We start from the raw sequence: 25,760 nt of genomic DNA, 5'->3' as shown, positions 1-25,760 counted from the left end.
CGCCCCGCACACCTACAGGCTGCTGGTCACCTCAGTCAACAGGCGATCAATGCCACGCACCACATCCATGCTGGCACTTTCCATATGCCCCAGGTGTTTCAGCATCTGGGCGTAATCTCCGGTTTGGCCCGCAGCCAGCGCCGCTTTACCGGCATCATGCACCTGGCGGTGTGGTGCTTCAAGTGCCCTGAAGCTGCTCAAGTGACTATATTTTTCAGCACCATAGCCCTGGTAGTACCAGTTACCCAAACGGCACTCGGTGTGGCCGTTTGCGCCCTGGGCAAAGTCATTCTGTTCAATCAGGCTATAGACGCGGTTCTTCCAGACAGCGTGGTCCAGCTTCACCGTATCCAGAAAGGATGAGGTTGTCGCCATGTTGATCACACGCTGCATGTGGTTGGAACGCTCTATGACATCCCCTACTACGGAATCGATCTGCGTGGACGACGCCGATACTTCCACCGCACTCTCATGGTTGGCATTCACGATACCTTTGATCGCCCCGGTCTGCTCCAGCACCTTGGTGATGAGAGCTTCAATTTCATCACTGGCTGCATGAGCCTTGCTGGCCAGGTTACGGACTTCATCGGCCACAACGGCAAAACCACGTCCGGCTTCACCGGCACGCGCCGCTTCAATCGCCGCATTCAAGGCCAGCAGGTTGGTCTGGTCCGAGATTTCCTTGATCCCCACCACCAGATGACTGATCGATGCCGCCGTGTGGTCCAGAACCTCGGTGGCCTCCATGCTGGACTGGGCGTGATGGTTTATCTGCTCGGCGCGGTGACTCAAACGGGACACGGCTTCACGCGTATCATCAAACACAGAATCCAGGTGTGCTAACGACTTGCGCTCTTCGATCAGCTGTTCAGCATTGCCGGCCAGGCCTTCACGAATCGAGTTGAGCATATCATTGCCACTTAGCTGATAGGCCAGTACTCGTGCCTCATTGTCACCCTTGTACTGTAACGACTGCAGCTGGGCATCTTTTTCCGCCACCAGCTCTTTCAAGCCTGAAATCTGCTGCTGATAGTCTTCATGTACGGCGGCCAGTTGCTGACGCAGCTGTTCCACTTCCTGATTGGCTTGCTTGCTGAAAAACATCCTGAGTTCCACTTCCGGCCGCGGTGAGGGTATTCACCGAGATAAACACTTGTTCGGTACAGAATACTATGCCGCTTAAAAGACTGTCACCAAGCAGTAGCAAAAATTGACCAAAAGTGTGACATTGGTCTGGGTGAAGTCAGGACTGGCTGGAAATGCGGTCACGAATACGCCTGAGCCAGCACCCGATAAAAGGCAGCTGCAGGTAGATGGGGGCACTGTCCCAATAGTCCAGGTGTTCCTTAACGTGCCCTTCGTTATCGAACGTAATACGGGAACAACCTTCTACCTGTAACAGCCCAATAAAAGGCAGCTCAGTGCTGAAGTACCAGCCCAGCCATCCTGTACCACTGTGCTCATGCCAGACAATATCCTTCACTTCAAAGCGCGGGCGCCCGGCACGTGCAAACATGTCCTGAAGCAGGTGCCTTAAGGCATCGGGGCCATGAATATCATTGAAAGGATCACGAAAGTGCACCTGCTCACTGACCAACGTACAGAGCTGATCAACTGTCTCCGGCGTCAGCTCGGCAAAAGTATGGGCATAGGTTTCAAGCAAGGCCTGACTCAAAAGCCGGTCCCCCTCTTCACCAAACGGAAATACAGCCTGTCTGGCAGACACGCCAGCAAGGACATGAAAGCGGCAAACAACCGAGGGAAACGGATCTCAAAACGACTGGACCTGAGCCCCTTTATCAGTGCATGGGCGGCCTCTTCCGGCTCTATTAACTGAGGCATTGCAAAAGGGTTCCTGTCGGTCAGCGGCGTTTTGACAAAGCCGGGATTGATCACTTGTAAGCGGACGCCCGACCCGGCCAGTTCTACCTGCAGGGCTTCACAAGCGTTAATCAGCGCGGCCTTACTGCCACCATAGGCCGCTGCTGTAGGCAGGCCGCGGTAGCCTGCCAGCGAGGCGGTGCAGGCGACCTGGCCTGAACCTCGCTCACGCATGCGCGGCAATATCGTTTCCAGGCCCGCCATCACTGCAAAATAATTAATCTCCATCAGAGCACGGCAGTTGTCCAGATTCAATTCATCCAATGACATGGGAATATGGTTACCGGCATTGAGAACCACCAGGTCGGGTAACGTCCACTCTTCCTGTATCTCCTCTAGTGCACGCTGATAAGCCCCGGGCTCTGTCACATCCATGGCCAGCGGCCAGATGCGTCCCTCATAGCCCCTCGACCGCGCCTCCTCGGCAACCTCATCAAGCGGCTTTTGTCGGCGCCCGCTGATGACAACGTCACAGCCAAAGGATGACAAAAGCAATGCCGTTGAACGGCCAATGCCGGTGCCCGCACCGGTAATCCAGGCCAGGCGCCAGGGTAAGGTTTCGCGGCTCATAAGTCCCCTCCAGCATGCGCGTACAACTCAGGTTCCATCCATATACGCACCCGGCTGCCATCGCGGGCACTGAATTCCATGCCCAGCCAGCGCCCTCGCTGGTCGTACCAGCTCAGTGTATCACCCAGCTCACCTCCCAAACGGTAGCGGCTGGCCTCCACCCGGTGTGAACCAATTGTGACTGCCTCAGCAGCTTCCAGAGTTACGTCTAGTTTGCTCACCGAACCGGTCAGCGTATTGATCAACGCATCTTGTTGCACCACGCCCGGGTGCCAGTGATTGGAAGTCAGGAGTTGATCGCCCAAATATTCGTCGCCCTGTTCCGCGTTGTCGCGGTAGAGGCCATCCTCCTTGCGTGAAAACCGATACTCCGTTTGCTTGCCATCATCATCAATCTGCACCTGCATTCGCTCAAGTCGCTTATTACCTTGCCAGTACTCCCGGGCCCGATAGTTAAACTCGTAGTCGAACAGGGCCAGATATCTGAAGCCCAGCTGCATTTCAACATCGACCTGCAGGCCTTCCTGCTGCCAGGGCGCAAAACGTATCTGGTAGGTGCCTATCGGCTTGCCCTTGCGCTCAACAGTGTACACAGCCTCCTGACCGTAGAGGCTGAGCGGCTCTATGGCATTTACCGGCAGCGGCAGCGCCAGTACCAACAACATCACGGCCAAAAACAGATTGCGCATAAAAAAACCCTCCAGATCCACTACGCAACCAAGGGCGCAGTGGTTCAGGAGGGTTTCAGTTACCTGGGCTGTTGATCAGGTTTTGAAGCGTGACACCAGATTGCTCAGATGGCGCTCCAGCTCAGTCATGTTGCTGGCAGTACCGGAGAGCTCTTCAGCATTGCGGGTGGCCTTGTCGGCAATATCGGCTATCTGCTGCACACTTTTGCTGATCTCGTCCGCCACCGCGGTCTGCTCCTCGGCTGCACTGGCGATCTGGGTATTCATCTCGGTTATAGTGCTTACCGAATGAGTAATCTGCTGCAAAGATCCGCGCGCGTCGTCGGCGCGGTCGATGGTGTCGCTGCTCTGTGTCTGTGACGTTTCCATCTCTCGTACGGCCTGCTGTGCGCCTGACTGCAGGCCTTCAATCATGCGCTGAATCTCGTCCGTGCTTTGCTGGGTTCGGGTTGCAAGCGTACGTACCTCATCCGCCACAACGGAAAAACCACGCCCCTGTTCACCGGCTCGAGCCGCTTCGATCGCCGCATTGAGCGCCAGCAGGTTGGTTTGCTCAGCAATATCGCGGATCACATTGGCCACAGAGCCAATCTGGTTAACATCGGCATCCAGAGACCCGATCACATCGGCAGAACGGTTCACGTTTTCAGCCAGGCGGTTGATGGAATCGATGGTCTGCTCCACGACCCCCTGGCCGTTGAGCGACTCATTGTCCGCCTCACGTGCCGCTTCTGCCGCCTGGGCTGCGCTACCGGCCACCTGCTGTACGGCTGCCGCCATTTCATGCACGGCGGCAGCCGCCTGGGAGGTTTCCTCTTTCTGAACATGGGCATCCTGATGCGTCAGCATGACGACCGAGCGCATGGATTCGGTGGACTGCCCCAAGGATTCAATGCCGTGCTTCACTTCCTGCACCAGCTGCTGGATTTTTTCCACAAACTCGTTGAAGCCGCTGGCCACATCGCCCACTTCATCACGGGTTTCAACCGGCAGGCGGTGCGTCAGATTCCCTTCACCCTGGGAAATATCCTTTAGCGCAGCAGCTGTTTGCTGCAGCGGGCGCACCATGCGCTGTGCCAGCCAGGAACTCAAGGCCGCTACAGCCCCCAGCAAAACCAGAGCCGACAGCCCTATCAGACCCAGGGTAGCGTTGATGGCTTCGCCGATTTCGACCTCGGCCTCGGCCACAGCCGCTTCAATATCATCAATGTAGAAGCCGGTACCGATGATCCAGTTCCAGCTGCCCGGCATGGTGGCGGTATAGCTCAATTTGGGTGATGCTTCGCGGGCACCCGGCTTGGCCCAGGCATACTCCACATAGCCGCTGCCATCGCGGGCCGCCTTGATCATTTCACGGATAAACGCAAAACCATTGGCATCTTTAACATCCAGCGTGGTTTTGCCGATTTGCGCAGCACTGGCGCCATGCACAATGGTGACGCCGTCAACGTTGTAACCAAAGAAATAGCCATCAGAGCCATATTCCATTGCATTCAAAAGTGTCACGGCCTGTTCCTGGCGCGCAGCCAGATCGCCGGAGCTCTGCTGCAAAGGTTTCACCGCACTCATTGCCTGTTGCACGTAGTTTCTCAACTCATCGCGCTTGGCCTGCATCATATCGGTACGGATGCGGTCGATCTCGATATCGCCCATCGCCTGCATTTCGCTGCGCACGACCAGCATGATGGTTGCCACCACCAACACCAAAGGAACCAACGACAGCAACAGCAGCTTGGTTCTGAGTTTAAATCCGAACATGGGGGCCTTTTACCTTGAAACTGTTTTTTGACTTGAATCAACACATTGTACCTAAAAAGCAACACGCTTAACACGTTAATAATTAATAGGTTAAATAATACAATCCCTCCTTCGTACTCTTTTTCAGCAGCGAGGCAAGCTGTCATCCGCAATGGTCGGTGCCAGCGGACGCGCACAAAAAAACCCTCCGATCCCGAGAGACCGAAGGGTTCGTTTACTACCTCTGGCGCGATCAGGTCTTGAAACGCGATACCAGCTGGTTGAGGTGCTGTTCCAGTTCGCTCATGCTGGTTGCCGTGCCTGCCAGCTCTTCCGCATTCTGCGTAGCCTGGTCCGCAATATCGGCAATTTGCTGAACGCTCTTGCTGATCTCGTCAGCCACCGCGGTCTGTTCTTCCGCTGCACTGGCGATCTGGGTATTCATTTCGGTGATGGTACTGACCGAGTGCGTAATCTGCTGCAAAGACCCGCGCGCATCATCGGCACGTTCAATGGTTTCACGGCTCTGGCTTTGTGAGCTCTCCATCTCACGCACCGCCTTCTGGGCACCGGACTGAAGCCCTTCAATCATGCGCTGAATTTCATCCGTGCTCTGCTGAGTACGGTTGGCCAGCGTACGTACCTCATCGGCCACCACCGAGAAGCCTCGGCCCTGTTCACCGGCGCGAGCCGCTTCGATCGCCGCATTGAGTGCCAACAGGTTGGTCTGTTCGGCAATCTCACGAATCACGTTTACCACGGTGCCAATCTGGTCCACATCGGTATCCAGCGAACCAACAACCTCGGCAGAGCGGTTAACGTCATCCACCAGGCGGTTGATGGAATCGATGGTCTGTTCAACCACGCCCTGGCCGTTTACGGATTCGCTATCGGCTTCACGGGCCGCTTCAGCCGCCTGGGCAGCACTACCGGCCACCTGCTGAACCGCAGCCGCCATTTCATGAATTGCGGCCGCAGCCTGGGATGTTTCACCTTTCTGGGTATGGGCATCCTGGTGGGCTCGAGTTACGACACTGCGCATGGATTCCGTCGATTGTCCCAGCGACTGAATACCCCGCTGAACTTCCACGATCAATTGCTGGATTTTTTCCACAAACTGGTTGAAGTTGTCTGCAACATCACCCACTTCATCACGTGTTTCAACCGGCAGACGCTGGGTCAGATCACCATCGCCCTCGGAGATATCCTTGAGTGCGTCAGCGGTCTGTTTGAGTGGGCGTACAATACGCTGAGACAGCCAGACACAGACCGCTGCAACAACCACAATCAAGCCCAGGGAAGAGATCGCAATCAGCACTAGCGTACTGTTCATGCTGGCCTTGAGCTCGACCTCCTTCTCAGCCACCTTGGCATCGATATCATCGATATAAAAACCGGTACCCACCATCCAGTTAAATTCAGGCAGCATCATGGCGTAGCTCAGCTTCGGAGCTTCGCCTCCACCGGGCTTGGCCCAGACATATTCCACATAGCCATCACCGCTTGTCGCAGCATCAATGAGCGCAGTAATAATTCTGACCCCGTTAGGGTCCGTCGCACCGCTCATATCTGTGCCATTCAGTTTAGGATTGGCCCCATGTGCGATATTAATTCCTTGCGGGGTGTACGCAAAAATGTAGCCATCAGGGCCAAACTTCATCGCATTCAAAATCGCGGCAGCTCGCGCCTTGCGTTCATCATCGGATAGACCCGGCGCCTTCAGTGCCGGGGTTAGCGCTGTGATGGATTGCTCCACGTAGTTCTTTAGCTCGAGCTGTTTGGCGGCCATCATGTCCTGACGAATTTTTTGGACTTCCTCGTCCCCCATTGCCAGCATTTCGGAACGAACTATCAACATGACTGACGTCACCACTATGAGCAGAGGCACAAGTGACAACAGCAGCAGCTTGGGGGTTAGTCTAAGTCCGGACATCTGAGTACCTTTCTTACAGTAAGGAGAGTCTTTCGATTATAGCCAACACTTGTGGGGTTTTTAATATTAGCAGGCGCTTTAATACGCTTGTTTCAATCGATTGGGCGACGTTGGCAAGAACCGCTCTCATTACCAATGGAAATTGGGTGCAGCTTCAGCAGTTGAATGGTGAGAGCAGGTGAGGTAAATGCGTATCAGTGGAATAGTAATTTAGAAACAGACAACACAGGAATGGAAGATTCGCTCGCGGAGCGAGCTCCCACAACATCAAGGTGAGAGCGCGCTTCACGGTGGGGGATGGTTAGAACATGTGCAGGCCGCCGTTGATGGAGAAGTCGGCGCCAGTGATATAGGAAGATTCATCTTCCGCCAGGAAGGTTACGATACGTCCGATCTCATCCGGCTCGCCCAAACGACCGACCGGAATCGACTTGGCGATTTTTTCCAGAACCGAGTCATCGATCTTGGCAACCATCGGGGTCAGTACATAGCCCGGTGATACAGTGTTAACAGTAACACCCTTGGCTGCCACTTCCTGCGCCAGTGCCTTGGTGAAACCATGGATACCGGCTTTGGCAGCCGAGTAGTTGGTCTGGCCGAACTGGCCTTTCTGAGCATTAACAGAGGAAATGTTAATGATGCGACCGAAACCGCCTTCAATCATCGGGTTGATGACCATGCGGGTCATGTGGAACATGGAATCCAGGTTGGCGGTGAGCACTTCATCCCACTGCTCCCAGCTCATTTTCTTGAATTGACCGTCACGGGTAATACCCGCGTTGTTTACCAGTACATCAATATTCTGGCCCGTCAGCTCCTTGACGGTGGCGATGCAGGCTTCACAGGATTCAGCGTTGGTTACATCACCGTAGGCTACGTCAATTTCGTACCCTGCTTCACGCTGTTTTTCCTGCCAGGCCTTGGCCTTGTCATGATTGCCGCCACTGTTATAGCCGGCAACTACATGAAAACCGGCATCAACCAGTTTGCGACAGATAGCTTCACCCAGGCCACCGGTACCACCGGTCACCAATGCGACTCGTTTGCTCATATCTTGCATCCCTTTACACGTTCTAATTGTCAGCTCCACTCAGATGAGTGCAGCCGTCTAGCGATGTACAAAGTGCTTATTATGATGTCGTTACCAATGTAACTTCTTCGAGCATAGCCCATTAAGGATTTCAGTAGTATTACTTAGATATACCTGAGATAGCCATACCCTTTATCAGGATATTTTGACTTTTTTCTGCGACAACTTATTTAGATACCCACGAATCCAGACGCTTGCCATCAGTGCGGTCAGTGCATTGGCGATCACGAGCGCGATAAACATGCCTTTAAGGTCGTACAAGTAGTTGCCCAGCCAGGCAAGGGGGACATAGAGAATGAACAGCCGGAACAGGCTGATGCGCATGGCGCGCATCGGTTGATGCAGCGCATTGAAGGAAGAGGCACTAAGGAAGGTTGTGGCCTGAAAACCAAAGCCCGCAGGCACGATGACCAGCCACAGCTGCAGCCAGTGCGCCACGTTTTCGTCGTCGCTGAACAGGCGTGAAACCGGCCCGGAAATTGCCACCAGCAGGGCAAAAATCACCAGCTGCCAAACCAGTGCAAAACGCACCGCGCCACGATAGGCCGCCCCAACCCGCTCCAGCTTTTGCGCGCCCAGATTCTGACTTATGAAGGGTGGCAGTGTCATGGACAGCGCCAGACACACCAGCAACGACAACGACTCGATACGCGCACCGGCGCCAAACGCGGCCACCGCTTCGGCGCCATGTACCGCGACCATCGCCGTCAGAATGCCGTTCGCCAATGGCGTCATCATATTGGACAGAGCAGCCGGCAGGCTGATCGATAGAACCTTGCGCCAGTTATCCAGCAATCGCCCCAATTGAGGTCGCTGCAGCATCAACATGCCCTTGCGGTGATACAACAGGTGCAACGCGATCAAGGTGGTCGTCGCCCAGGCGATAACACTGGCAATCGCCGCGCCCTGAATGCCCAGAGCCGGTACCGGCCCCCAGCCAAAAATCAGCAAGGGATCCAGCAGGATGTTTAACAAGGAGGAGATCAGCATGATGGTCGCCGACAGGCGCGTATCCCCTGATGCCCGGAAGGTGCTGTTACACACCATATTCAGCACCAGAAAGACGGAGCCGGCGAACCAGATCTGCATATAGGCATCTATCAGGGGCATCAACTCGGGGGCCGCGCCCATTAACCGGAATACCGGATCTGTCAGAAATTGTCCGGCAACACCGACCACCGCCATCAACAACACCGTCAACAGCAGGTTATCCGTTGCCAGACGTGCCGCCCCTTCGGTACTGCCACTGCCGATCAGGCGCGCCAGGGTAGCCGAAGTACCAATCCCCAACCCGATCGCCAGGCTCACCACCGAGAAAGACACGGGAAAGGTAAACGCCAGCGCCGCCATGGGCTCCGTGCCCAGCTGTGCCACAAACCAGATATCCGCCAGGTTGAACAGCATCAGGCTGACAATCCCCAGCATCATCGGGATTGTCATACGCACCAGAGTCGGGCGGACGGGGGCATTAAGCAGGTCGGGCCGACGGGACATGAAGCTCCTAAAAGGCGATTATATAGACTGACAGAAAGGCACAAGAGTGTAACAGAAAAGTACCAACCGGAACGGGCCGGACACTGTATTCCTGTCGAACACAAAGTTGCGACTTGAAATACCGGACCGGCACCCACATGATGTGTAATACACATTACAAACACTATGGAGCGTCCGATGCCAACCCTGTTCGATTCCCTGCAGGCCGGTGCCCTGCAACTGCGTAACCGTATCGTTATGGCCCCGCTGACCCGCTGCCGTGCCGAAGCCAACCGAGTGCCGGGCGACCTGATGGTGGAGTACTATCGCCAACGCGCCAACGCCGGCCTGATCATCTCCGAAGCCACATCTATCATGCCCATGGCGGTGGGTTATCCGGATACACCGGGAATCTGGTCAGACGCTCAGGTTGAAGGCTGGAAGAAGGTGACCGATGCGGTCCATGCCGAAGGGGGTCTGATCGTTCTGCAGCTCTGGCATGTAGGCCGAATCTCCCATCCCAGCTACCTGGATGGCGAAACACCGGTCGCGCCCAGTGCCATCAGACCGGATGGACATGTCAGCCTGATACGCCCGAAAACACCCTATGTCACGCCACGTGCGCTGGAGACCGACGAGATTCCCGCCATCGTCGAGGCCTATCGCAAGGGTGCCGAGAATGCCAAAGCCGCCGGCTTTGACGGTGTCGAAATCCACGGGGCCAACGGCTACCTGCTGGAGCAGTTCTTGCTGGACGGTACTAATACACGTACGGACCAGTACGGCGGCTCACTGGAAAACCGTGCCCGCCTGATGCTGGATGTGACCGATGCCGTAGTATCGGTCTGGGGCGCTGACCGAGTTGGCATGCACCTGTCGCCCCGTGCCGATTCACACTACGTCAGCTGCAGCAATCGCGAAGAAACCTATGGTTATGTTGCCGAAGAGCTTGGCAAGCGCGGACTGGCCTTCATCTGTACCCGCGAGCATGTTGCCGAAGACAGCATCAGCCCTATGCTTAAAGAGAAGTTTGGCGGCGTCTATATCGCCAACGAAGCTTTCACGGCCGAGTCTTCACAGGCCTATGTGGAAGAAGGCAAGGCAGACGCCGTAGCCTTTGGCAAACCCTACATTGCCAACCCGGACCTGGCGCTGCGCATTGAGAAAGGTGCGGATTGGAACGAACAGGACCCCAGCACTTTTTATGCCTCCTCCCCCGAGGGTTACACTGATTATCCGACCATGGACTAATGCAAAAAGCCCCTGCCTTCAGCCATGAGGACAGGGGCCTGACATCCTGCGGTTAGTTAATCGCTGATAGTCGACCTTCAGGCCGCAAAACCCATCAATTTTTCCAACCACCCGGCATAGCCCAACAAAGCATCATCGTCCTGACGACGCCCCACCAGCTGGACACCCAGCGGCAAGCCCTGCTCATCTTTCATCCCTGGTACATTGATGACAGGCAGCCCCATCGCCTGCCAGGGACGACTCATATGCGGGGCTCCCGTTTTACCCTGCCCTTCAGGGGCTGCTCCCGGTGCAGCAGGGGCCAGAATCACATCGGCATCCGGGTGGAGCTGCCACAGCGACTCGGCTGTCGCATCGGCAATTGTCAGCGAACGCAAATAGGCCTCCCGGCTCAGGTTCAGCCCGCTTTCAATCAGCTCACTCAACGGTTCGCTCAGCTGCTCAGGATTAGCCGACTCGATGGCCAGGTTACGTGCCACTTCATAGGACATGATCGACTGATGATGCGACACCATCTCGTCCAGACGAACAGCCTCGTCCAGTTCAACGACCTCAACCCCCTCCTCTCGCAAGCGCTCTACAAGACCAGTGAGCGCTACCTGCATGGCGGAATCAGTCTCGCCAATCCGTTCGCCCATTGCCAGCAGAACTCGCTTGGGCCGTGCTACGGGAGCCGCTGCCAGCAGGTTGCTGTCACGTAACAGCAGTGAACGCATCAGCACCACATCTTCCACATTGCGCGCCATCAGCCCCAGTGAATCCAGTGACTGCGCCAGGGGCTGCACGCCCCGCAACGAAAAGGTACCGCGAGTGCCGACATAACCGATCGCACCACAGTAGGCAGCAGGACGAATCACCGACGCTGCCGTTTGAGACCCCAGGGAAACCGGTACCATGGCATCTGCTACTGCTGCTGCCGAACCGCTGGACGAACCGCCCGGCGTTCGGGACAGATCACGGGGGTTGGCTGTTTTACCCGGTTTGAAATAGGCAAACTCGGTGGTGACAGTTTTGCCCAGTACAATTCCCCCGGCCTGACGAATCAATGCCACACAACTGGCATCATCCACCGGCTGACGCCCCTGATGGATCGGCGATCCCATCTCCGTGGGCATATCAGCGGTATCAATGATGTCCTTAATCCCCACCGGCAGCCCCTTGAGTGGGCTTTGCTCATAAAACGCCTGGTTGCTGCGATAAAGCCGCAGATACTGCTCCCGTGTCAGGTTGTACTGCCAGGCTCCAACCTGAGATTCGCGCGCTTCGATCCGGTCATAGCAGGCGGCAATGATCTCCGGCGCTGTGCATTCATGGCTCTCAATCGCCTGCAAGGCCTGCTTGAGGCCCATCGTGTTTAACGGATTAAGCTCGTTCATATCTAGTGTGTCCCATAAGCAAATTATTCAATTCGTTTTCCCGCCAGGGTCAGTCCAGCATCCAAAGCGCCAACGATGGAAACAACGCAACCAGCACTAGCGTCAGCAATTGCAAGGCAACAAAAGGCATGGCGCCCTTATAGATTTCGGCCATGCTGATCTCTTGCGTGGCATTACGCAGATAAAACAGCGCCATCCCCACGGGAGGCGTCAGGAAGGAGGTTTGCAAGCAAAGTGCCATCAGGATCGCAACCCACACAGGCTCAAAACCAAACCCGGTCAGAATCGGCATCACCAGAGGTGCAATGATGAGTACAATTTCCATCCAATCGAGGAAAAAGCCCAGCAGAAAAACCACCAGAATAACCAGCGCCAGCACACCCTCAGGGCTGAAGGGCAAGGCATAGAGTGCATTTTCGATCACCTCATCTCCGCCATATCCACGTAACACCACGGAGAAGCAGGAAGCCCCAAAAATCAGTGCATACAGGAAGGCAACGGTTCGCCCTGTTTGATAACAAACCTGACGCAGGTCCAGCCAGCTCAGTCGTCTGGAAGCCCAGGCCAAAAAAGTCGCCCCCGCAGCCCCTATGCCGGACGCTTCAGTCGGTGACGCGATCCCCGCCAGAATAGACCCAAGTACGGCAATCACCAGTATCAGGGGTGCCAACAAGGCCCCTGCCATTTCTCGCAGTAAAGTCCAGACATTTGCAGACTGCTCCGTCCTCTCAAGAGCGGGCATGTCGTTTGGGCGCAGCACCGCATATCCCAGCAGAAACACCACAAAGCAGCAGGCCAGCAGCAGCCCGGGTAAAATCGCGCCCATGAACAGATCACCCACGGGTATCCGTAACTGATCACCCATCACCACCAGCATGATCGATGGCGGCACCAGAATCCCCAGGCAGCCCGTCGCCCCGACGGTCCCGGCACTGATCCAGCGGGCATATCCTGACTGCACCATGGTGGGCAGAGCAATGGTTGCCAACAACACCACTGATGCACCGATGATGCCGGTAGAAGCGGCCAGCACCACACCGATCAGTACCACCGCAATCGCCAGTCCGCCGGGCGCAGGCCCCAGAACTCGGCGCATGGCCAAAATCAACCGCTCGGCGATACCCGAACGATCCAGCATATAGCCCATGAAGATAAACATGGACATGGGTATCAGCGAGTAACTCGACAAAGTGTTGAAGATACGGTTGGAGACAAACCCGATCATGCGCAAGTCAGCGACTTCAGCAATTTCCAGTGGCTCAATAAGGGTTCCCAGCGCCGCGAAAAGCACACCCACCCCGCCTAGCACAAAGGCAACTGGAAAACCTGAAAACAGGACCAGCATGAAGGCGCCAAAGAGGAGAAAGACAAAGAGTACATCCATGACAGCGATCCTATTGAGGGCGACCGAAACGGCGAGATAGACAACTGAGCATCAACGCCACACCCTGCAGCATCAGCAGTGTCATGCCTGCAGCCATGATGCCCTTGATGACATAACGCCCCGGCAGCCCCGAGGGCATCGGGGAGCCTTCCTTCAGCTCCCAGGAATAGGCCACCAGTTTCCAGGCGTGCCAGGTCACCAATCCGGTAAAGGGCAGGAATAACACCAATACACCCAGCAGGTTGACCCAATCCTTCCCGGCGGGTCGCATTCGGTTGTAGAGCAGATCAACACGCACGTGCTCGTCCGTCTGCAGTACAAAGGCAAGACAGCACATCACCACGGTGGCGTTGAGATGCCACTGCAGTTCCTCCAGCTCAATCAGACCGATGTTAAAGACGTAACGCAGAATGACATTCACCAGAATGGTCAATATCAGCAACGGCAGAATCAGCGACCCGGTTTTCCCCACCCAAATGGACAGGCACTCAATCCAGGCGGCAATACGGTACATGGGCATGGCGAACCTCCCCCTGACCTGCGAGGCAGGCAGACCTGCCCCGCAGTATTTTAATCAGCTTTGTGGGTACTCCAAAGAGAGGTTTGGTCTCGATACGCCTGCAGTGAATCCCAGACACGCTTGAAGTCGGCATCATCTGCAGCCTGCTCCGCCATTACTTCGTCGGTTGCCTTGCGGAATACCGTCATCACCTCATCAGGGAAGCTGCGAATCTCGGTACCTGCTTCCTTGAATTTGGCAATCGCTTCGGCATTTGGCACCGTCGTCGATGTGATCGACCAGATGTGAGTTTCACGGCAGGTATCTTCAATCAACCCGCGCTGCGCATCATCCATGGCATCCCATTTGCGCTTGTTGATGATCAATTCGTTGATCGCCGCCGGCTGGTGCCAACCCGGCAAATAGTAATACTTGGCGACCTTTTCAAACCCCATGGCCGCGTCGATGGCCGGCATGGAGAACTCGGTGCCATCAATTACGCCACGCTCGAGATTGGGATAAATGTCGCCACCACTGAGCAGTACCACCGAAGCCCCGGCTTTTTTCATCACTTCACCGGCCAGACCTGCAAAGCGGATTTTTTTGCCTTGGAGGTCTTCAGGTGTGTTGATCTCGAAGGTGTACCAGCCACCAGCCTCGGAATCCATCAACCCGCAGGGCACCGGTACAACACCCTGCTTGGCGTAGATCTCGCGCCAGATCTCAAGTCCACCGCCGTTATAGAGCCAGCCCAGGTAATCCAAAGCATCCGGCCCGAACGGTACGCCACCAAAAAGCTGTACCGCCGGGAAACGACCTGCCACGTAGAGGGGCGAGGTATAACCGGCATCGAGGCTGCCCTGTTGCACGGCGTCGAAGATCTGCAGAGGCGGCACCAGCTTGCCCGCCGAATAGAGTTTCACCTTGAGGCTACCGGCACCTGTGGCGTTGATGCGCTCGGCAAAATGCGCTGCATTCTGGCCACTGGCCGGCAGCGTCAGCGGCCAGGCACTCTGAACATCCATGGAGACTTTTCCGGCCTGCGCACCACCGGCCCAGACCGCGGCAGCTACCGCTACACTCAGTACACGCATTTTCATATCCCTTCTCCCTTTCCTTGAGTTAACCGGCGAAGCTCTGCTGCAACAGCTTCAGGCTCTCTTTCAGCGCCTGCTGCTGTTCACTGCTGAGGCAGGCAACCGTCTTCTGCTCATGCTCAACCGCCTTGTCCAGCAGTTGCGCAGCCAGTTGCTGGCCCTTGTCGGTCAAACCAAACCCTGCGTCACTCACCTGCAGCAGGCCTTTTTCCTGCAACCATTCGCCGGTATCGGCCAATTCTTTCAGCGGCTGGGACACGAAGGGGCTGATCTGTTCGAGTGTCATGGTCTGGCCATCTGACAGCAGTGTCAGCACCCGCCACTCTTCGGCAGTAACGCCGAAGTGGCTCAACTGCGGGTAAAAGTCTGCGGCATAGGCATTCAGGGTCTGGCGCAGTTGATACAGCAGATAGTCCCCGAGCAGACCTCGGGCCTGCAATGACTCGGCTGGTGACTGGGTCGCCGGATGGGATTCCGGCACAGCGTAGCGACCGTTGTGGAATACCAGCGACCCGACATTGTCCTCGTAGTGGTACTCCGTCACTTGTCCCACGATGATGAAGTGGTCGCCGCCCTCGTAGACTTCCCAGGTGTTGCAGGCAAACCAGGCCGCCGTATCCGGCAGCAGTGGCGCGCCATTGGCACAATCTCGGGTGTTCACACCGGCGAACTTGTCCTCGCCACGGCGGGCGAAGTTGTTGGACAACTCTACCTGGTCGTTGCGCAGCACGTTAATGGCGAAGCCCTTGCCCTTGGTGAACGCTTCCAGACTGTAGGCACCCTTATCGATGCTCCAGAGCACCAGCGCCGGATCAATCGACAGGGTGTTAAAACTGCTGGCGGTCATGCCGATGGGGTTGCCGTCTGCATCACGAGTCGTAATAACGGTAACGCCGGTGGGGAACTTGCCCAGGGCACGGCGAAAATCTTTGGGATCAAATGACATGGGTACCTCCGGCATCAGGTCAGTGCAGTCAGGAAACGCTCGTTGAGCTGGCGGTCGTGATAGAAGATCGCCTTGCCCAGCTTGTCCGCATCCCAGGTGATGGGCTCATGGTCCGGGTAGAAATAATCACCACCACAGAACACTTCGTTGCGGTTACCGGACGGGTCAAAGAAGTAGATCGTCTGGCCGTGGGTGATGCCATGACGCGTGGGGCCGATATCGATTGAGGTATCGGTCATGGAGATCAGGTCACCGGCTCGCAGCACGTCCTCCCAGGTTTCCAGGAAGAAGGAGGCATGGTGGAATTTGCCCGGCTCGGGATGATCGATAAAGGCAATGTCGTGAGCTTTCATGCTCGTTGTGAGGAACTGCGCCACTCGCTTGCCATCCGGTGTCATCACCTGCTCACAGAGGTCAAAGCCCAGTACATCGCGGAACAGCGCATAGGTCTCATCCAGATTCGGACCGTACAGCAGGCAGTGGTCAAAGCGCTGGGCCTTCATGCCCTTGAGATCACGCGGCCAGGCTTCCGGGTTGTGGTTGCCCACACCATAGCGACCGGTCTGCTCCTTGGTGGCAAACAGCTCGAAGCTGTGGCCGGTGGGGGCCTGGAAACGGATGCGGCGGCCACAGCCTTTCAGTTCACCGGCCGGCACTTCTTCAACCTCGACACCATAAGCCACCAGCTCATGCTGCAGCAGATCCAACACCTCTTCACTGAGGCATTTGAAGCTCATGAAGTCCATGCCCGGCTGGTCCGCTTCACGCAGCACCACGGAGAACTTGTCCACTTCGGTCCAGGCCTTGAGATAGACGCGGCCGTCGGCATCACGATCGGTTTCGATCAGCCCCATCAGGTCCACGTAATGGTTAATCGCTTCATCCAGATCCAGCACGCGAATCTGAACATGTCCGGGACGCATTACACCTTTTTTCATTGGGTTACCTCGTCGTTATTCTTATAGGTTGTTTGCACATGTAGCAGCTAAAAACGGGTCTGATCCGGCAGCCCTGAGGCTGCCGCTTCAGATTAAAAATGCCTCACTATCCCACTGCGTTAGGCAGCATCAGGGACAAGGACGGGATGGTGATAATCAGCACCAGGCGCACGATGTCCGCCATCCAGAACGGCGTTACACCGCGGAAAATGGTCGACAGTTTCACGTCCGGAATCACCCCGCGCAGGACAAACACGTTCATGCCAACCGGCGGCGTGATCAGGCTGATTTCGGTCACAACCACCACCAGAATGCCGAACCAGATCAGGTCAAAGCCCATGGCCTCTACCATCGGGTAGAACACCGGTACGGTGAGCAGGATCATCGACATGCTTTCCAGCACACAGCCCAGCAGCAGGTATACGGCAACCAGAATCAGAATCACCATGAAGGGGCTGAAACCGGACTCCAGCACCCAATCTTTCAACGTCATCGGCATCCCGGTGAGGTTGATGAAGTTGGAGAAGATCACGGCACCAATGACCAGGAAGAACAGCATCGCAGTGGTGCGTGCCGCTCCGGTCAAAGAGCGTTTGAACATGGTCACGCTCAGCTTGCCGCTGAACAGAGCAATCAGGAATGCTCCCGAAGCACCGATGCCTGCAGCCTCGGTGGGTGTGAAGATACCGGCATAGATGCCGCCCATTACGATGATGAAAATGAGGTTGATACCCCAAACACCCTTCATCGAAATCAGGCGCTCTTTCCAGGTGGAACGTTTACCGGCCGGCCCGCTTTCGGGCTTGATACGAACGGTAAACACCACCGCCAGCATGTAGAGGATGACGCCGATCAAACCGGGCAACAGACCGGCAATAAACAGTTTGCCAATATCGCTTTCGGTCATCAGGCCGTAAATAACCAGAATTACGCTGGGCGGAATCAGAATGCCAAGAGTGCCGCCTGCAGCAATAGCGCCGGTCGCAAGACTATCGGAGTACTTGTACTCTCGCATGGATGGCATCGCCACCTTGGACATGGTCGCAGCGGTCGCCATGGAACTGCCACATACCGCTGAAAAGGCACCGCAGGACACGACAGTGGCCAGCGCCAGACCACCTTTGAAGTGACCCAGAAAGGCATTGGCAGCGCGATACAGTTCTTTGGACATCCCCGATTCGGTGATCAGGTTCCCCATCAGCAGGAACAATGGCACCACCGACAGGCCATAGGCCAGGCCGGTATCAAAGGCGGTGGATGCGATCATATTCAGCGCCGTATCCCAGCCGCGCGGGTTGCCATAGGTCACCTGCTGCACCAGAGCAAAGCCGACTACACCGACAATACCCATGGCGATCCCCAACGGGACGCGGGCCAAAATCAGCACCATAAGTGCTGCAAAGCCGATAAGACTTGCCTCCATTACCGCTCTCCTCTCGAAGTCTTGCCGGGTAGGTCAGTCAGCAGTTTCAATGCTGTTGCCAGCGCCGCTGCAGATGTCGTAATCGCCATCAGGAACGCAAGCCAGGCGTAGGGAATCTGCAATACCGCCGTTGTATCTTCATAACGGAGCACCTTGAAGGCATGCTCCCAAAGCATCCAGGCGAAGATGCTGAAGGCCAGAACATTGATCAAACCGATCAACCAGTACTGGACCACCTTGGTGCGCGAGCCGAGTCGAGAATCGAGAATATCCACAGCAATATGGCCACCCTCCGCTGTTATCAGCGGCAATCCCAGAAAGATTACCGCTGCCAACATCAACTCCGTCACTTCAAACGCCCCGGTGACCGGTGCCGAGAAAAGGTAGCGTCCCAACACGTCGACCAGCGTCAGCGCCATCATCAAAAACATGACAATGGCAGCTGTTCCACTGAGGACTGTTTTGACGACCGCCTCGACACGTGACAGCCAACCTGAGTCTTGTGTACGTGTTGCGTTCATCATTAACCTCAGCGAGTCTGAGCTACGTCCAGCTGCTGGCTCTGAGTCCGGAAGGCTTCAAGTGCCGCCTTGCCATCCACACCCAGCTGCTCAGCGGTTTTCAGCCACTCAGCTTCCATCGGAGCACTGGCGTTGCGGATCTCAGTCAGGAAAGCTTCGTTAGCGGTAACGACTTCGTTACCATTCGCCTTAATCGCTTCCAGCCCCTTGGCATCCTGGGTATCCCACATTTCACCGGCCAGGCGCGCAAAGGCTTCACCGGATACAGACTCGATTGCCTGCTGATCTTCTTCTGACAGGTCAGCAAAGCGATCGCGGTTCATCACCAGGAAGAAACTGAAGTTGTACAGGCCGCCCGGCACCAGGGTAGTGTGGGTGGTTTTGTCCTGAATCTTGAATGCTGGCACGGATTCCAGCGGGAACAGGGTGCCGTCAGCGACGCCACTGGAGACCAGTTCGTAGGTGCTGGAGGAGGGTTTTTGCAGGGTCACGGCACCCAGCTCGGTGGCAATGTCATTCATGATGCCGCCACCTACGCGCAGCTTCAGGCCTTCCAGGTCGCTGGCGGCATTCACGGTGCGCTTGCTGTTATGGATATGACCGGGGCCATGGGTAAACAGACCCAGCAGTTTCACATCCTTATGTTCGCCGGCCGGCTTCAGATAGTCGTTGTAGACATTCCAGTAGGCCACGGAGGTGCCCACGGCACTGTCGCCACCAAAGGGAAATTCAACCATCTTGTAGAGTTTGAAACGGCCCGGCGTATAGCCGTGTGCGCTATAGGTGATGTCGGCCTGACCCTCACGGGCGATATCGTAATGCACCTTGGGATGACCCAGCGCAGAAGGCAGCATGATGATTTTCACGCGGCCATCGGTGGCTTCTTCAACGTTCTTGATCCAGGGCTTCATCACATCCTTGACCAGAGGGTGTCCGGTCGGTAACCAGGACGACATGGTCAGGCGCGTTTCAGCGCTGGCGGTAGTGGCTAGAAGTGCAACTGTTGCAGTGGCTGCAACACGGAGAATCGTTTTCATTTTTATGGTCTCCCGATTGGGTTTTTATTCCGGTCTAAAGCCGGTTTTACACCCTGGCCACAAGCGCCAGGGCGTCAGGTCTTTACATCAGATATCCACCACCAGACGGCTGCTCTTGGCACGCGAGCAACAGAGTGCGATCTGGTCGTTGTCTTCTTTCTCCTCGTCAGTCAGGAAGTGATCACGATGATCCGGTATGCCTTCGCTGACATCGCAGATACAGGTACCGCACACGCCCTCTTCACAGGACATCTGGACCTTCACACCCGCAGCCTTAAGGGCTGCAGCGATGCTCTCGTTGGGGCCAACCTGCACGGTGACATCGCTGCTTTCGGCATAGACCTCAAACGCCTCGCCACTGATGTCGACTTCGGCATTGAAGTATTCAAAATGGATCTGCTTTTCCGGCAGGCCTGCAGCCTTGCCCTGCTCGATCACCAAATCCATGAAACCACTGGGGCCACAGACATAGAGGTGCGTGCCCGGGCGTGCGGCTGCCAGCGCTTTCGGATCGATGCGACTGGCTTCACCGGCATCGTCAAAGTGCAGCGTCAGGCTGTCGCCAAACTCGCGCTCCAGTTCTTCCAGAAATGCGGCCTTGCTCTGGCTGCGGCTGCAGTAGTGCAGCTCGAACGACTTGCCGGCCGCTTTGAGGGCATAGGCCATGGCGATCATCGGCGTAATACCGATACCGCCGCCGATCAGCAGGCTGTGTTCGGCATCCATGGCCAGCGGAAAGTGGTTGCGCGGCGCACTGATCTGAACCTCGGCACCTGCTTTCAGTTCGGCGTGGATCTGGCGCGAACCGCCACGGGAATCCGGATCGTTGAGGATGCCCAGACGGTAGGACGTTGCGCCAGGCGCATTGCTCAGCGAGTACTGGCGAATCAGCTCGGGGCCAACCACCACATCAATATGAGCACCGGCTTCAAATGCCGGCAGCGCACTGCCATCGGCAGCCGCCAGCTCAAACACCGCAATGTCGTCGGTGTGGTCGTCACGACGGGTCACCGTCGCCTGGATAAGTGTGTTATCGATATTCGTGGTCATAGTCTTTGCCTCAGCGCATGAACAAGCCGCCGTTGATGTCCCAGGTGGTGCCCGTCGCAAAGGCCGCTTCCGGCTTTGCCAGTTGCACCACCATGTCGCCGATAAAACCGGCATCGCCCAGCTGGCCGACGGGGATGGCGCCCAGCAGAGTGGGCAGGCGCTCTTCCGGCACCAGCGCTTTCACCATGGGGGAGTCGACAGGGCCCGGCGCGATGGCATTGACGGTAACCCCCTGTGCAGCAAGCTCCTTGGCAAACACTTTGGTCAGCGTCAGGATGCCGCCCTTGGAAGCGGCATAATGCGCACCGGTAGAGGTACCGCCGTTCTGGCCAGCCAGAGAGGACATGTTGATAATGCGGCCATACCCCTGGTCCGCCATGTAGCGGCCCATCACCTGACAGCCCACAAAGGTGCCGCCCAGGTTGATGTTGACGATGTCGTTGAATTCATCGGCCGAGATCTCCATCACCGGGGTCGCACGGGTCACGGCAGCATTGTTCACCAACACATGCAGGGCACCCCAGCGCTCCAGCACCTGCGCCAGCGCGGCTTCAAAGTCGGCCTGTTTGGCCACATTCAGACGCACCGCCATAGCGGTTTCGCCGCTGCCATCCAGCGCTGTTGCAGCCTGCTGCGCGGCATCCAGATTGATATCGCTGAGCACCACACGGTAGCCGGCGTCATGCAGACGCGCGGCAATGTGGTAGCCCAGGCCCTGAGCGGCACCGGTGACCAGCGCCACCTGAGACTGTGCAGATGTGGACATGGGCGACCTCCTCAGAAGATGAAGCTGACAGTGCGCAGGAAGCTGTCGGCGTGCATCAGCCGAACTACTTTACGGGCCAGGCGGAAGCCATCTGCCGAAGGCTGCAGCTGGTATTCCACATCTGCCGGATAGGTCACCAGCTTGCCGTGGCGCATTTCGTTCAGGGTCATGGCGCAGCGGGCAATAACCAGATCGTCACCGGCTTCCAGCACACGTACACGGGAGATCATGCGCACGGTGTTGCCGGTGGCGTTGGCAGATACGGACTCACCGTCTTCCAGACGGGCCACACGCATGCGGCGCATGTCGGCATCGTCCAGTGCCAGGTTGAGGGTGTCTTCGTAGTTGTCATCGGCGGCAAACTCGGCTGGCACGATATACAGGCCATCGTCGCTCCACAGCTGCAGCCATTCCTGGTAGCCCTTGTGGTCCAGAAGGTCAGCTTCCTGCCAGATGAAAGCGGTAACGTCATTCAGTACTTGGGTGTTAACAGTCATGATTACTTCTCCTCGCCCGCAGCCATCATTTTCTGGTACTGACGGTAGGCACCGCGCATGCCCGTTTCGGAGCAAACCGCGCCAGCCACATTGCCGTCTTTGGATTCGTGCAGGTTGTTCAGGCCACGGTTGACCAGAATCCAGCCGTCCTGACCGGACTGGGCACCCTTGTGCACACGCTCCCAGGCTTCGCCGTCATCAGGCGTACCGAAGCCCATCGGGCCCTGGAAGTGCTCATGCAGACGCATGCGCTTGCGGTTGAACGGTGCCGGAGCCCCTTCGCCGCCCAGCGCCACGTGCTGGATCTCGGTCTCGCCAACGCTGACCGGACGCAGGACACGGAAGAACGCCATGGAGCAGGACACGTTCGGGAACAGGTTGAGGTTAAAGCCGGTGCCATGTGCTGCGCGGACCAGTTTTTTCACTTCGTCTTCGGACTTGCCTTCGGCGCGCAGCTCTTCGGCCAGCTTTTCGAAGCGCGCAGGGATTGGCTGGTCCAGGTCCTCTTCCAGATCCACCAGTTCAGGGATCATTACCATCACGCTATGGCCGTTACCCAGATCTTCAACAAAGCCATCGCCGTGCAGGAAGTCGAAAATATCGGCGGTAGCATCATCCAGCGAGGTCACGAAGGACTTGTGGATAATCGGGAAGTGGTAGGCGTCGGTGGTGTTTTCCAGCTGGATTTTCCAGTTACCCGGGAAGTTGAAGCGGTGCTCGCCCAGCACTTTCAGCGGGTAGCCACCGCCCTGCTTCATGAACAGATCGATCCACTTTTTGGCGCCGCCCAGGAAGTCTTCCAGCGATTCAATATCATCACGGTAGGTGGCGAACACCAGGCCCTGGTAGGTTTCCACGCGCAGGCTTTCCAGCGGGAAGTCCTTCTTGTCGAATACACCTTCGTACTCCTCCGGCTTGGGCAGTGCACGCAGGGCGCCGTCCAGACCATAGCCCCAGCCATGATAGGGGCAGGTAAAGCTCTTGGTTTTACCCTTGCGGCCTTCACAGACGGTGGCACCACGGTGACGGCAGCGATTCTGCAGCACATGCAGGTTCATCTTGCGATCACGGCTCAGGATGACCGGCTGACGGCCGATCCAGGCGGTCTTGTAGCAGCCGGCCTCAGGCACTTCGCTTTCGTGACCCACATAAACCCAGGTGTTGTTGAACACCTTATCCAGCTCTTCCTCGAAGATTTCCGGATCAGAGTAGAGGGCCTTGTGTACACGCCCCTCTTCTACCATTTCAGCCGCTTTCAGGCTGACGTTCTGCATTTCGATCAGTTCACTCATGGTCTTGCTCTCTTTATTCATGACCGGCTGGCTCTGCTTGCCCGCCATGTCTCTTATTCTTCTTCGGGTACCGGCAGCGGCTGCGGGTTGTCCCAGGGGGTCTGTACCGGACGGTTGAAACGGCTGGTGGTACAGAAATGGGCGATCTTCCAGCGCCCGCCTTCCTGGCGGAATTCCACGTTCAGCAGCGCACTGCTGAGCTGGGAGCGGCCATCGGCAAAGGTGGCGGTTTGCAGCAACACCCAGGTGCCTTCGGCTTCTAATTCGCTGCGCACATCAACCTTTTCCGAGGTCAGAAAGTGCACGTTGAGGGCGAAATGCGCCGGCGGCTGGGTGTACTTGTCGAACATGGCGCGAATCGCCTCACGCCCTTCGCGACGGCCAAAGGTGGCGGCGTAGCGCTTGCCCTTGCCTTCCCAGATGGCGTCTTCGGTGAACAGCGCCATCAGCGGGTCAAGATCGAAGCCTTCATTGAGGTAGTCACACAGCTGCATGTAATCATGCAGGCAGGCACTCACCTCTTTGGCAGCCTCAAGGGCATGCACGCGCTGACGCAGCTGGTCCAGTTCGTTCATCACCTTGGCCTCAGGCACGCTGAACGATCAGTTCACGGCCGATACGCGCTTCTACCTTGGCGTAGCGCCACAGTTTGTAAGGACCGGAACCCACTTCAGTAGAGCGGAACAGGTTGCAGCAGGCGCACACGGTGTCGTAATCCTTCACATCCGCCAGCAAGTAAGTAGTCCAGGGGTAGCCATTGGACGGACCGACCATGCTCTGGTCGTCATCCATGTTGCCGATCACTTCAACCCCTTCCATATCGTGGATGCCATTCCACATCTCACCGAATGCAGCCCAGACATCGAGTTGCTCATCACGGGGGGCATCCATGAAGTTCTGGTTGATGCCCATGCAGAAAAGGACGCGCAAAGGTTTGTTATCACTCATGGTGTGTCTCCTGGATCTGATTCAGTTAGAGGTAGCCCGGCAGCGGGTCATGGCCAAAGAACATGGCGCCGGCATTTTTCAAGGTGATCGCACCCATGAAGGCGTGCTGAGTCGCCATCATGGAGTCGCGCAAGATGCGTGACAGCGGATGGTCGTTGTAGGTGCTGGTCATGCCCGCAACCTGATAGGCGGTGCGGATCGCATCGGCACATTCGTGTGCCAGGTTTGTCGTGGCCAGGCGCACCAGATTGATCTGGTCGCGGCCGGGTTTGCCACCGTCCTGAATACTGTTCCAGGCATCTTCGGTAGCTTCGTAGAAGAAGGCGCGGGAGGCACGAACCTTGGCCTCAGCCTTGGCAATTTCAATCTGGACGTACTCGCGTTCACCCAGGTTTGGCGCACCGGTCACGGATTTGCGCCCAGCCGCCATACCCTGCACCACATCCAGAGCCTCGCGGGCCAGGCCAGCAGTGGTCACGGACAGTACCTGTGCAGCAAAGGCCAGGGAGGGGTAGCGGAAAAAGTCGGACTCGATGCTGGGTTTGCCGCCGCGGACGAAGGTCCACTCTTCCGGCACAAACACCTCTTCCACAACCAGATCGTGGGAGCCGGTACCGACCATGCCGATCACATCCCAGTTGGGCTCAATACGCACTTGATCAGCGGGCATCACGGCCATGCGCGGCAGGGGCTGGTCGTCATCGGGCATGATGCCAACACCGATCAGGGAAGCCCCCATGCAGCCACTGCCGAATTTCCAGGTACCGTTGACAATGAAGCCACCATCAACCTTGCGGGCGGGCTGGGTCGGGAAGATACCGCCGGCAAACACCACATCGGGCGTCTCGGACCAGACCTTGTCGACGGTAGCTGCCGGCAGGGCCGCCAGATAAGCGGGGTTCATGCCGAAGCTGGCAACCCAACCTGCGGAGCCATCCGCTGCTGCCATCGCCTCGACCATCTGCAGGAATTCCACCGGGCTGCGCTCATCACCGCCCAGCGCCTTGGGGACCATCGCCCGGTACACACCGATGTCCTTGAAGGATTCGATGATATCCCGGGAGATATATTTCTGGTCTTCAAACTCCTGTCGGCGCGTACGCACCTCGTCCAGCAGGGCGTCGAATACGGTCTCTCCGCCCCAGAGAGATTTGTCGATCTGATAACCAGGCATGTCGCTCGGCTCCATCTTGTTGTCTTTATTGTTTTGGGCGCTGAGTGGAAGCGCCTCTGACCTTTCGCACAGCATTTGCTTTGCTTTTCAGGCCTGCTGCGGCAGTAAAGCTTGCCTCATACGCTGGAAAAAGAATTTCACTTATCACTTGAATCGTCAACTAAATATTTAGCAAATTTTCCATGATC

General features: G+C 56.7%; 25 protein-coding genes and 1 pseudogene. 1 reads left to right on the top strand and 25 read right to left on the bottom strand.

All coding sequences use genetic code 11. The features are described from left to right. Nucleotides 1-12 precede the first annotated feature (12 nt). From O3C79_RS07230 to O3C79_RS07190, 9 genes and pseudogenes are all read right to left on the bottom strand, one after another. Complete coding sequence (locus O3C79_RS07230) at nucleotides 13-375, bottom strand: CZB domain-containing protein (RefSeq protein WP_494385781.1); 363 nt, start codon at nucleotides 373-375, stop codon at nucleotides 13-15. 66 nt (nucleotides 376-441) lie between these two features. After that, nucleotides 442-909 (bottom strand): annotated as a pseudogene (locus O3C79_RS07225) (methyl-accepting chemotaxis protein); the annotation flags it as partial. 334 nt (nucleotides 910-1,243) lie between these two features. Continuing rightward, nucleotides 1,244-1,675 (bottom strand): nuclear transport factor 2 family protein, encoded by a 432-nt coding sequence (locus O3C79_RS07220; RefSeq protein WP_494385377.1) that lies wholly within the window; start codon nucleotides 1,673-1,675, stop codon nucleotides 1,244-1,246. Further along, entirely contained in the window at nucleotides 1,672-2,451 is a 780-nt protein-coding gene (locus O3C79_RS07215) for an SDR family NAD(P)-dependent oxidoreductase (protein WP_494385376.1), read from the bottom strand. The genes O3C79_RS07220 and O3C79_RS07215 overlap by 4 nt, the downstream gene beginning before the upstream one ends. Further along, complete coding sequence (locus tag O3C79_RS07210; protein ID WP_494385375.1) at nucleotides 2,448-3,140, bottom strand: DUF6134 family protein; 693 nt, start codon at nucleotides 3,138-3,140, stop codon at nucleotides 2,448-2,450. The genes O3C79_RS07215 and O3C79_RS07210 overlap by 4 nt, the downstream gene beginning before the upstream one ends. 75 nt (nucleotides 3,141-3,215) lie before the next feature. Further along, the gene (locus O3C79_RS07205; RefSeq protein ID WP_494385374.1) at nucleotides 3,216-4,898 is read right to left on the bottom strand and encodes a methyl-accepting chemotaxis protein; all 1,683 of its coding nucleotides are present in this window, start codon (nucleotides 4,896-4,898) and stop codon (nucleotides 3,216-3,218) included. Nucleotides 4,899-5,130: 232 nt separating this feature from the next. Beyond that, entirely contained in the window at nucleotides 5,131-6,735 is a 1,605-nt protein-coding gene (locus tag O3C79_RS07200; protein ID WP_494385373.1) for a methyl-accepting chemotaxis protein, read from the bottom strand. A 376-nt stretch (nucleotides 6,736-7,111) separates the two neighbouring features. Then, nucleotides 7,112-7,861, bottom strand: a complete 750-nt coding sequence (gene phbB / locus O3C79_RS07195) for an acetoacetyl-CoA reductase (protein ID WP_010323281.1) — start codon at nucleotides 7,859-7,861, stop codon at nucleotides 7,112-7,114. Between the two features lie 174 nt (nucleotides 7,862-8,035). Beyond that, the gene (locus O3C79_RS07190; protein ID WP_494385372.1) at nucleotides 8,036-9,394 is read right to left on the bottom strand and encodes an MATE family efflux transporter; all 1,359 of its coding nucleotides are present in this window, start codon (nucleotides 9,392-9,394) and stop codon (nucleotides 8,036-8,038) included. 177 nt (nucleotides 9,395-9,571) lie between these two features. Here O3C79_RS07190 and O3C79_RS07185 point away from each other — a divergent pair, with 177 nt between their 5' ends. Next, nucleotides 9,572-10,624, top strand: a complete 1,053-nt coding sequence (locus tag O3C79_RS07185) for an alkene reductase (protein WP_494385371.1) — start codon at nucleotides 9,572-9,574, stop codon at nucleotides 10,622-10,624. Nucleotides 10,625-10,701: 77 nt separating this feature from the next. On the opposite strand, the gene O3C79_RS07180 is transcribed toward O3C79_RS07185, so the two are convergent. From O3C79_RS07180 to O3C79_RS07105, 16 genes are all read right to left on the bottom strand, one after another. After that, a complete protein-coding gene (locus O3C79_RS07180; RefSeq protein ID WP_494385370.1) occupies nucleotides 10,702-12,000 on the bottom strand; it encodes an amidase in 1,299 nt (432 codons plus the stop codon). A gap of 49 nt (nucleotides 12,001-12,049) precedes the next feature. Beyond that, nucleotides 12,050-13,384, bottom strand: coding sequence for a TRAP transporter large permease (locus O3C79_RS07175; RefSeq protein ID WP_494385369.1), 1,335 nt, complete (start codon nucleotides 13,382-13,384; stop codon nucleotides 12,050-12,052). A gap of 10 nt (nucleotides 13,385-13,394) precedes the next feature. After that, nucleotides 13,395-13,904, bottom strand: coding sequence for a TRAP transporter small permease subunit (locus O3C79_RS07170; protein ID WP_494385368.1), 510 nt, complete (start codon nucleotides 13,902-13,904; stop codon nucleotides 13,395-13,397). Between the two features lie 50 nt (nucleotides 13,905-13,954). Continuing rightward, complete coding sequence (locus O3C79_RS07165) at nucleotides 13,955-14,983, bottom strand: TRAP transporter substrate-binding protein (RefSeq protein WP_494385367.1); 1,029 nt, start codon at nucleotides 14,981-14,983, stop codon at nucleotides 13,955-13,957. Between the two features lie 22 nt (nucleotides 14,984-15,005). Beyond that, nucleotides 15,006-15,926, bottom strand: coding sequence for a flavin reductase (locus tag O3C79_RS07160; RefSeq protein WP_494385366.1), 921 nt, complete (start codon nucleotides 15,924-15,926; stop codon nucleotides 15,006-15,008). A 14-nt stretch (nucleotides 15,927-15,940) separates the two neighbouring features. Then, complete coding sequence (locus O3C79_RS07155; RefSeq protein WP_494385365.1) at nucleotides 15,941-16,864, bottom strand: catechol 2,3-dioxygenase; 924 nt, start codon at nucleotides 16,862-16,864, stop codon at nucleotides 15,941-15,943. Between the two features lie 106 nt (nucleotides 16,865-16,970). Further along, nucleotides 16,971-18,287 carry a TRAP transporter large permease gene (locus O3C79_RS07150; RefSeq protein ID WP_494385364.1) on the bottom strand — a complete coding sequence of 439 codons (1,317 nt, stop codon included), beginning with the start codon at nucleotides 18,285-18,287 and terminating at the stop codon, nucleotides 16,971-16,973. Beyond that, nucleotides 18,287-18,808, bottom strand: a complete 522-nt coding sequence (locus O3C79_RS07145) for a TRAP transporter small permease (RefSeq protein ID WP_494385363.1) — start codon at nucleotides 18,806-18,808, stop codon at nucleotides 18,287-18,289. Before O3C79_RS07145 ends, O3C79_RS07150 begins: the two co-directional genes overlap by 1 nt. 8 nt (nucleotides 18,809-18,816) lie before the next feature. Continuing rightward, a complete protein-coding gene (locus O3C79_RS07140; RefSeq protein WP_494385362.1) occupies nucleotides 18,817-19,845 on the bottom strand; it encodes a TRAP transporter substrate-binding protein in 1,029 nt (342 codons plus the stop codon). A gap of 87 nt (nucleotides 19,846-19,932) precedes the next feature. Next, nucleotides 19,933-20,895: a PDR/VanB family oxidoreductase gene (locus tag O3C79_RS07135; RefSeq protein WP_494385361.1), complete on the bottom strand. Its 963-nt coding sequence runs from the start codon at nucleotides 20,893-20,895 to the stop codon at nucleotides 19,933-19,935. A gap of 10 nt (nucleotides 20,896-20,905) precedes the next feature. Continuing rightward, the gene (locus O3C79_RS07130) at nucleotides 20,906-21,661 is read right to left on the bottom strand and encodes an SDR family NAD(P)-dependent oxidoreductase (RefSeq protein ID WP_494385360.1); all 756 of its coding nucleotides are present in this window, start codon (nucleotides 21,659-21,661) and stop codon (nucleotides 20,906-20,908) included. A gap of 11 nt (nucleotides 21,662-21,672) precedes the next feature. Continuing rightward, nucleotides 21,673-22,158: an aromatic-ring-hydroxylating dioxygenase subunit beta gene (locus O3C79_RS07125; RefSeq protein ID WP_010323267.1), complete on the bottom strand. Its 486-nt coding sequence runs from the start codon at nucleotides 22,156-22,158 to the stop codon at nucleotides 21,673-21,675. 2 nt (nucleotides 22,159-22,160) lie between these two features. After that, nucleotides 22,161-23,498, bottom strand: a complete 1,338-nt coding sequence (locus O3C79_RS07120; protein ID WP_237708638.1) for an aromatic ring-hydroxylating oxygenase subunit alpha — start codon at nucleotides 23,496-23,498, stop codon at nucleotides 22,161-22,163. A 5-nt stretch (nucleotides 23,499-23,503) separates the two neighbouring features. Next, nucleotides 23,504-24,025: a nuclear transport factor 2 family protein gene (locus tag O3C79_RS07115; RefSeq protein WP_494385359.1), complete on the bottom strand. Its 522-nt coding sequence runs from the start codon at nucleotides 24,023-24,025 to the stop codon at nucleotides 23,504-23,506. 10 nt (nucleotides 24,026-24,035) lie between these two features. After that, entirely contained in the window at nucleotides 24,036-24,398 is a 363-nt protein-coding gene (locus O3C79_RS07110) for a hypothetical protein (RefSeq protein ID WP_010323264.1), read from the bottom strand. A gap of 25 nt (nucleotides 24,399-24,423) precedes the next feature. Next, nucleotides 24,424-25,572: an acyl-CoA dehydrogenase family protein gene (locus O3C79_RS07105; RefSeq protein ID WP_494385358.1), complete on the bottom strand. Its 1,149-nt coding sequence runs from the start codon at nucleotides 25,570-25,572 to the stop codon at nucleotides 24,424-24,426. Nucleotides 25,573-25,760 lie beyond the last annotated feature (188 nt).

It is taken from the genome of Marinobacterium sp. NO-S09 (assembly GCF_059179545.1).
This window is presented reverse-complemented; position numbering and strand designations above follow the sequence as displayed.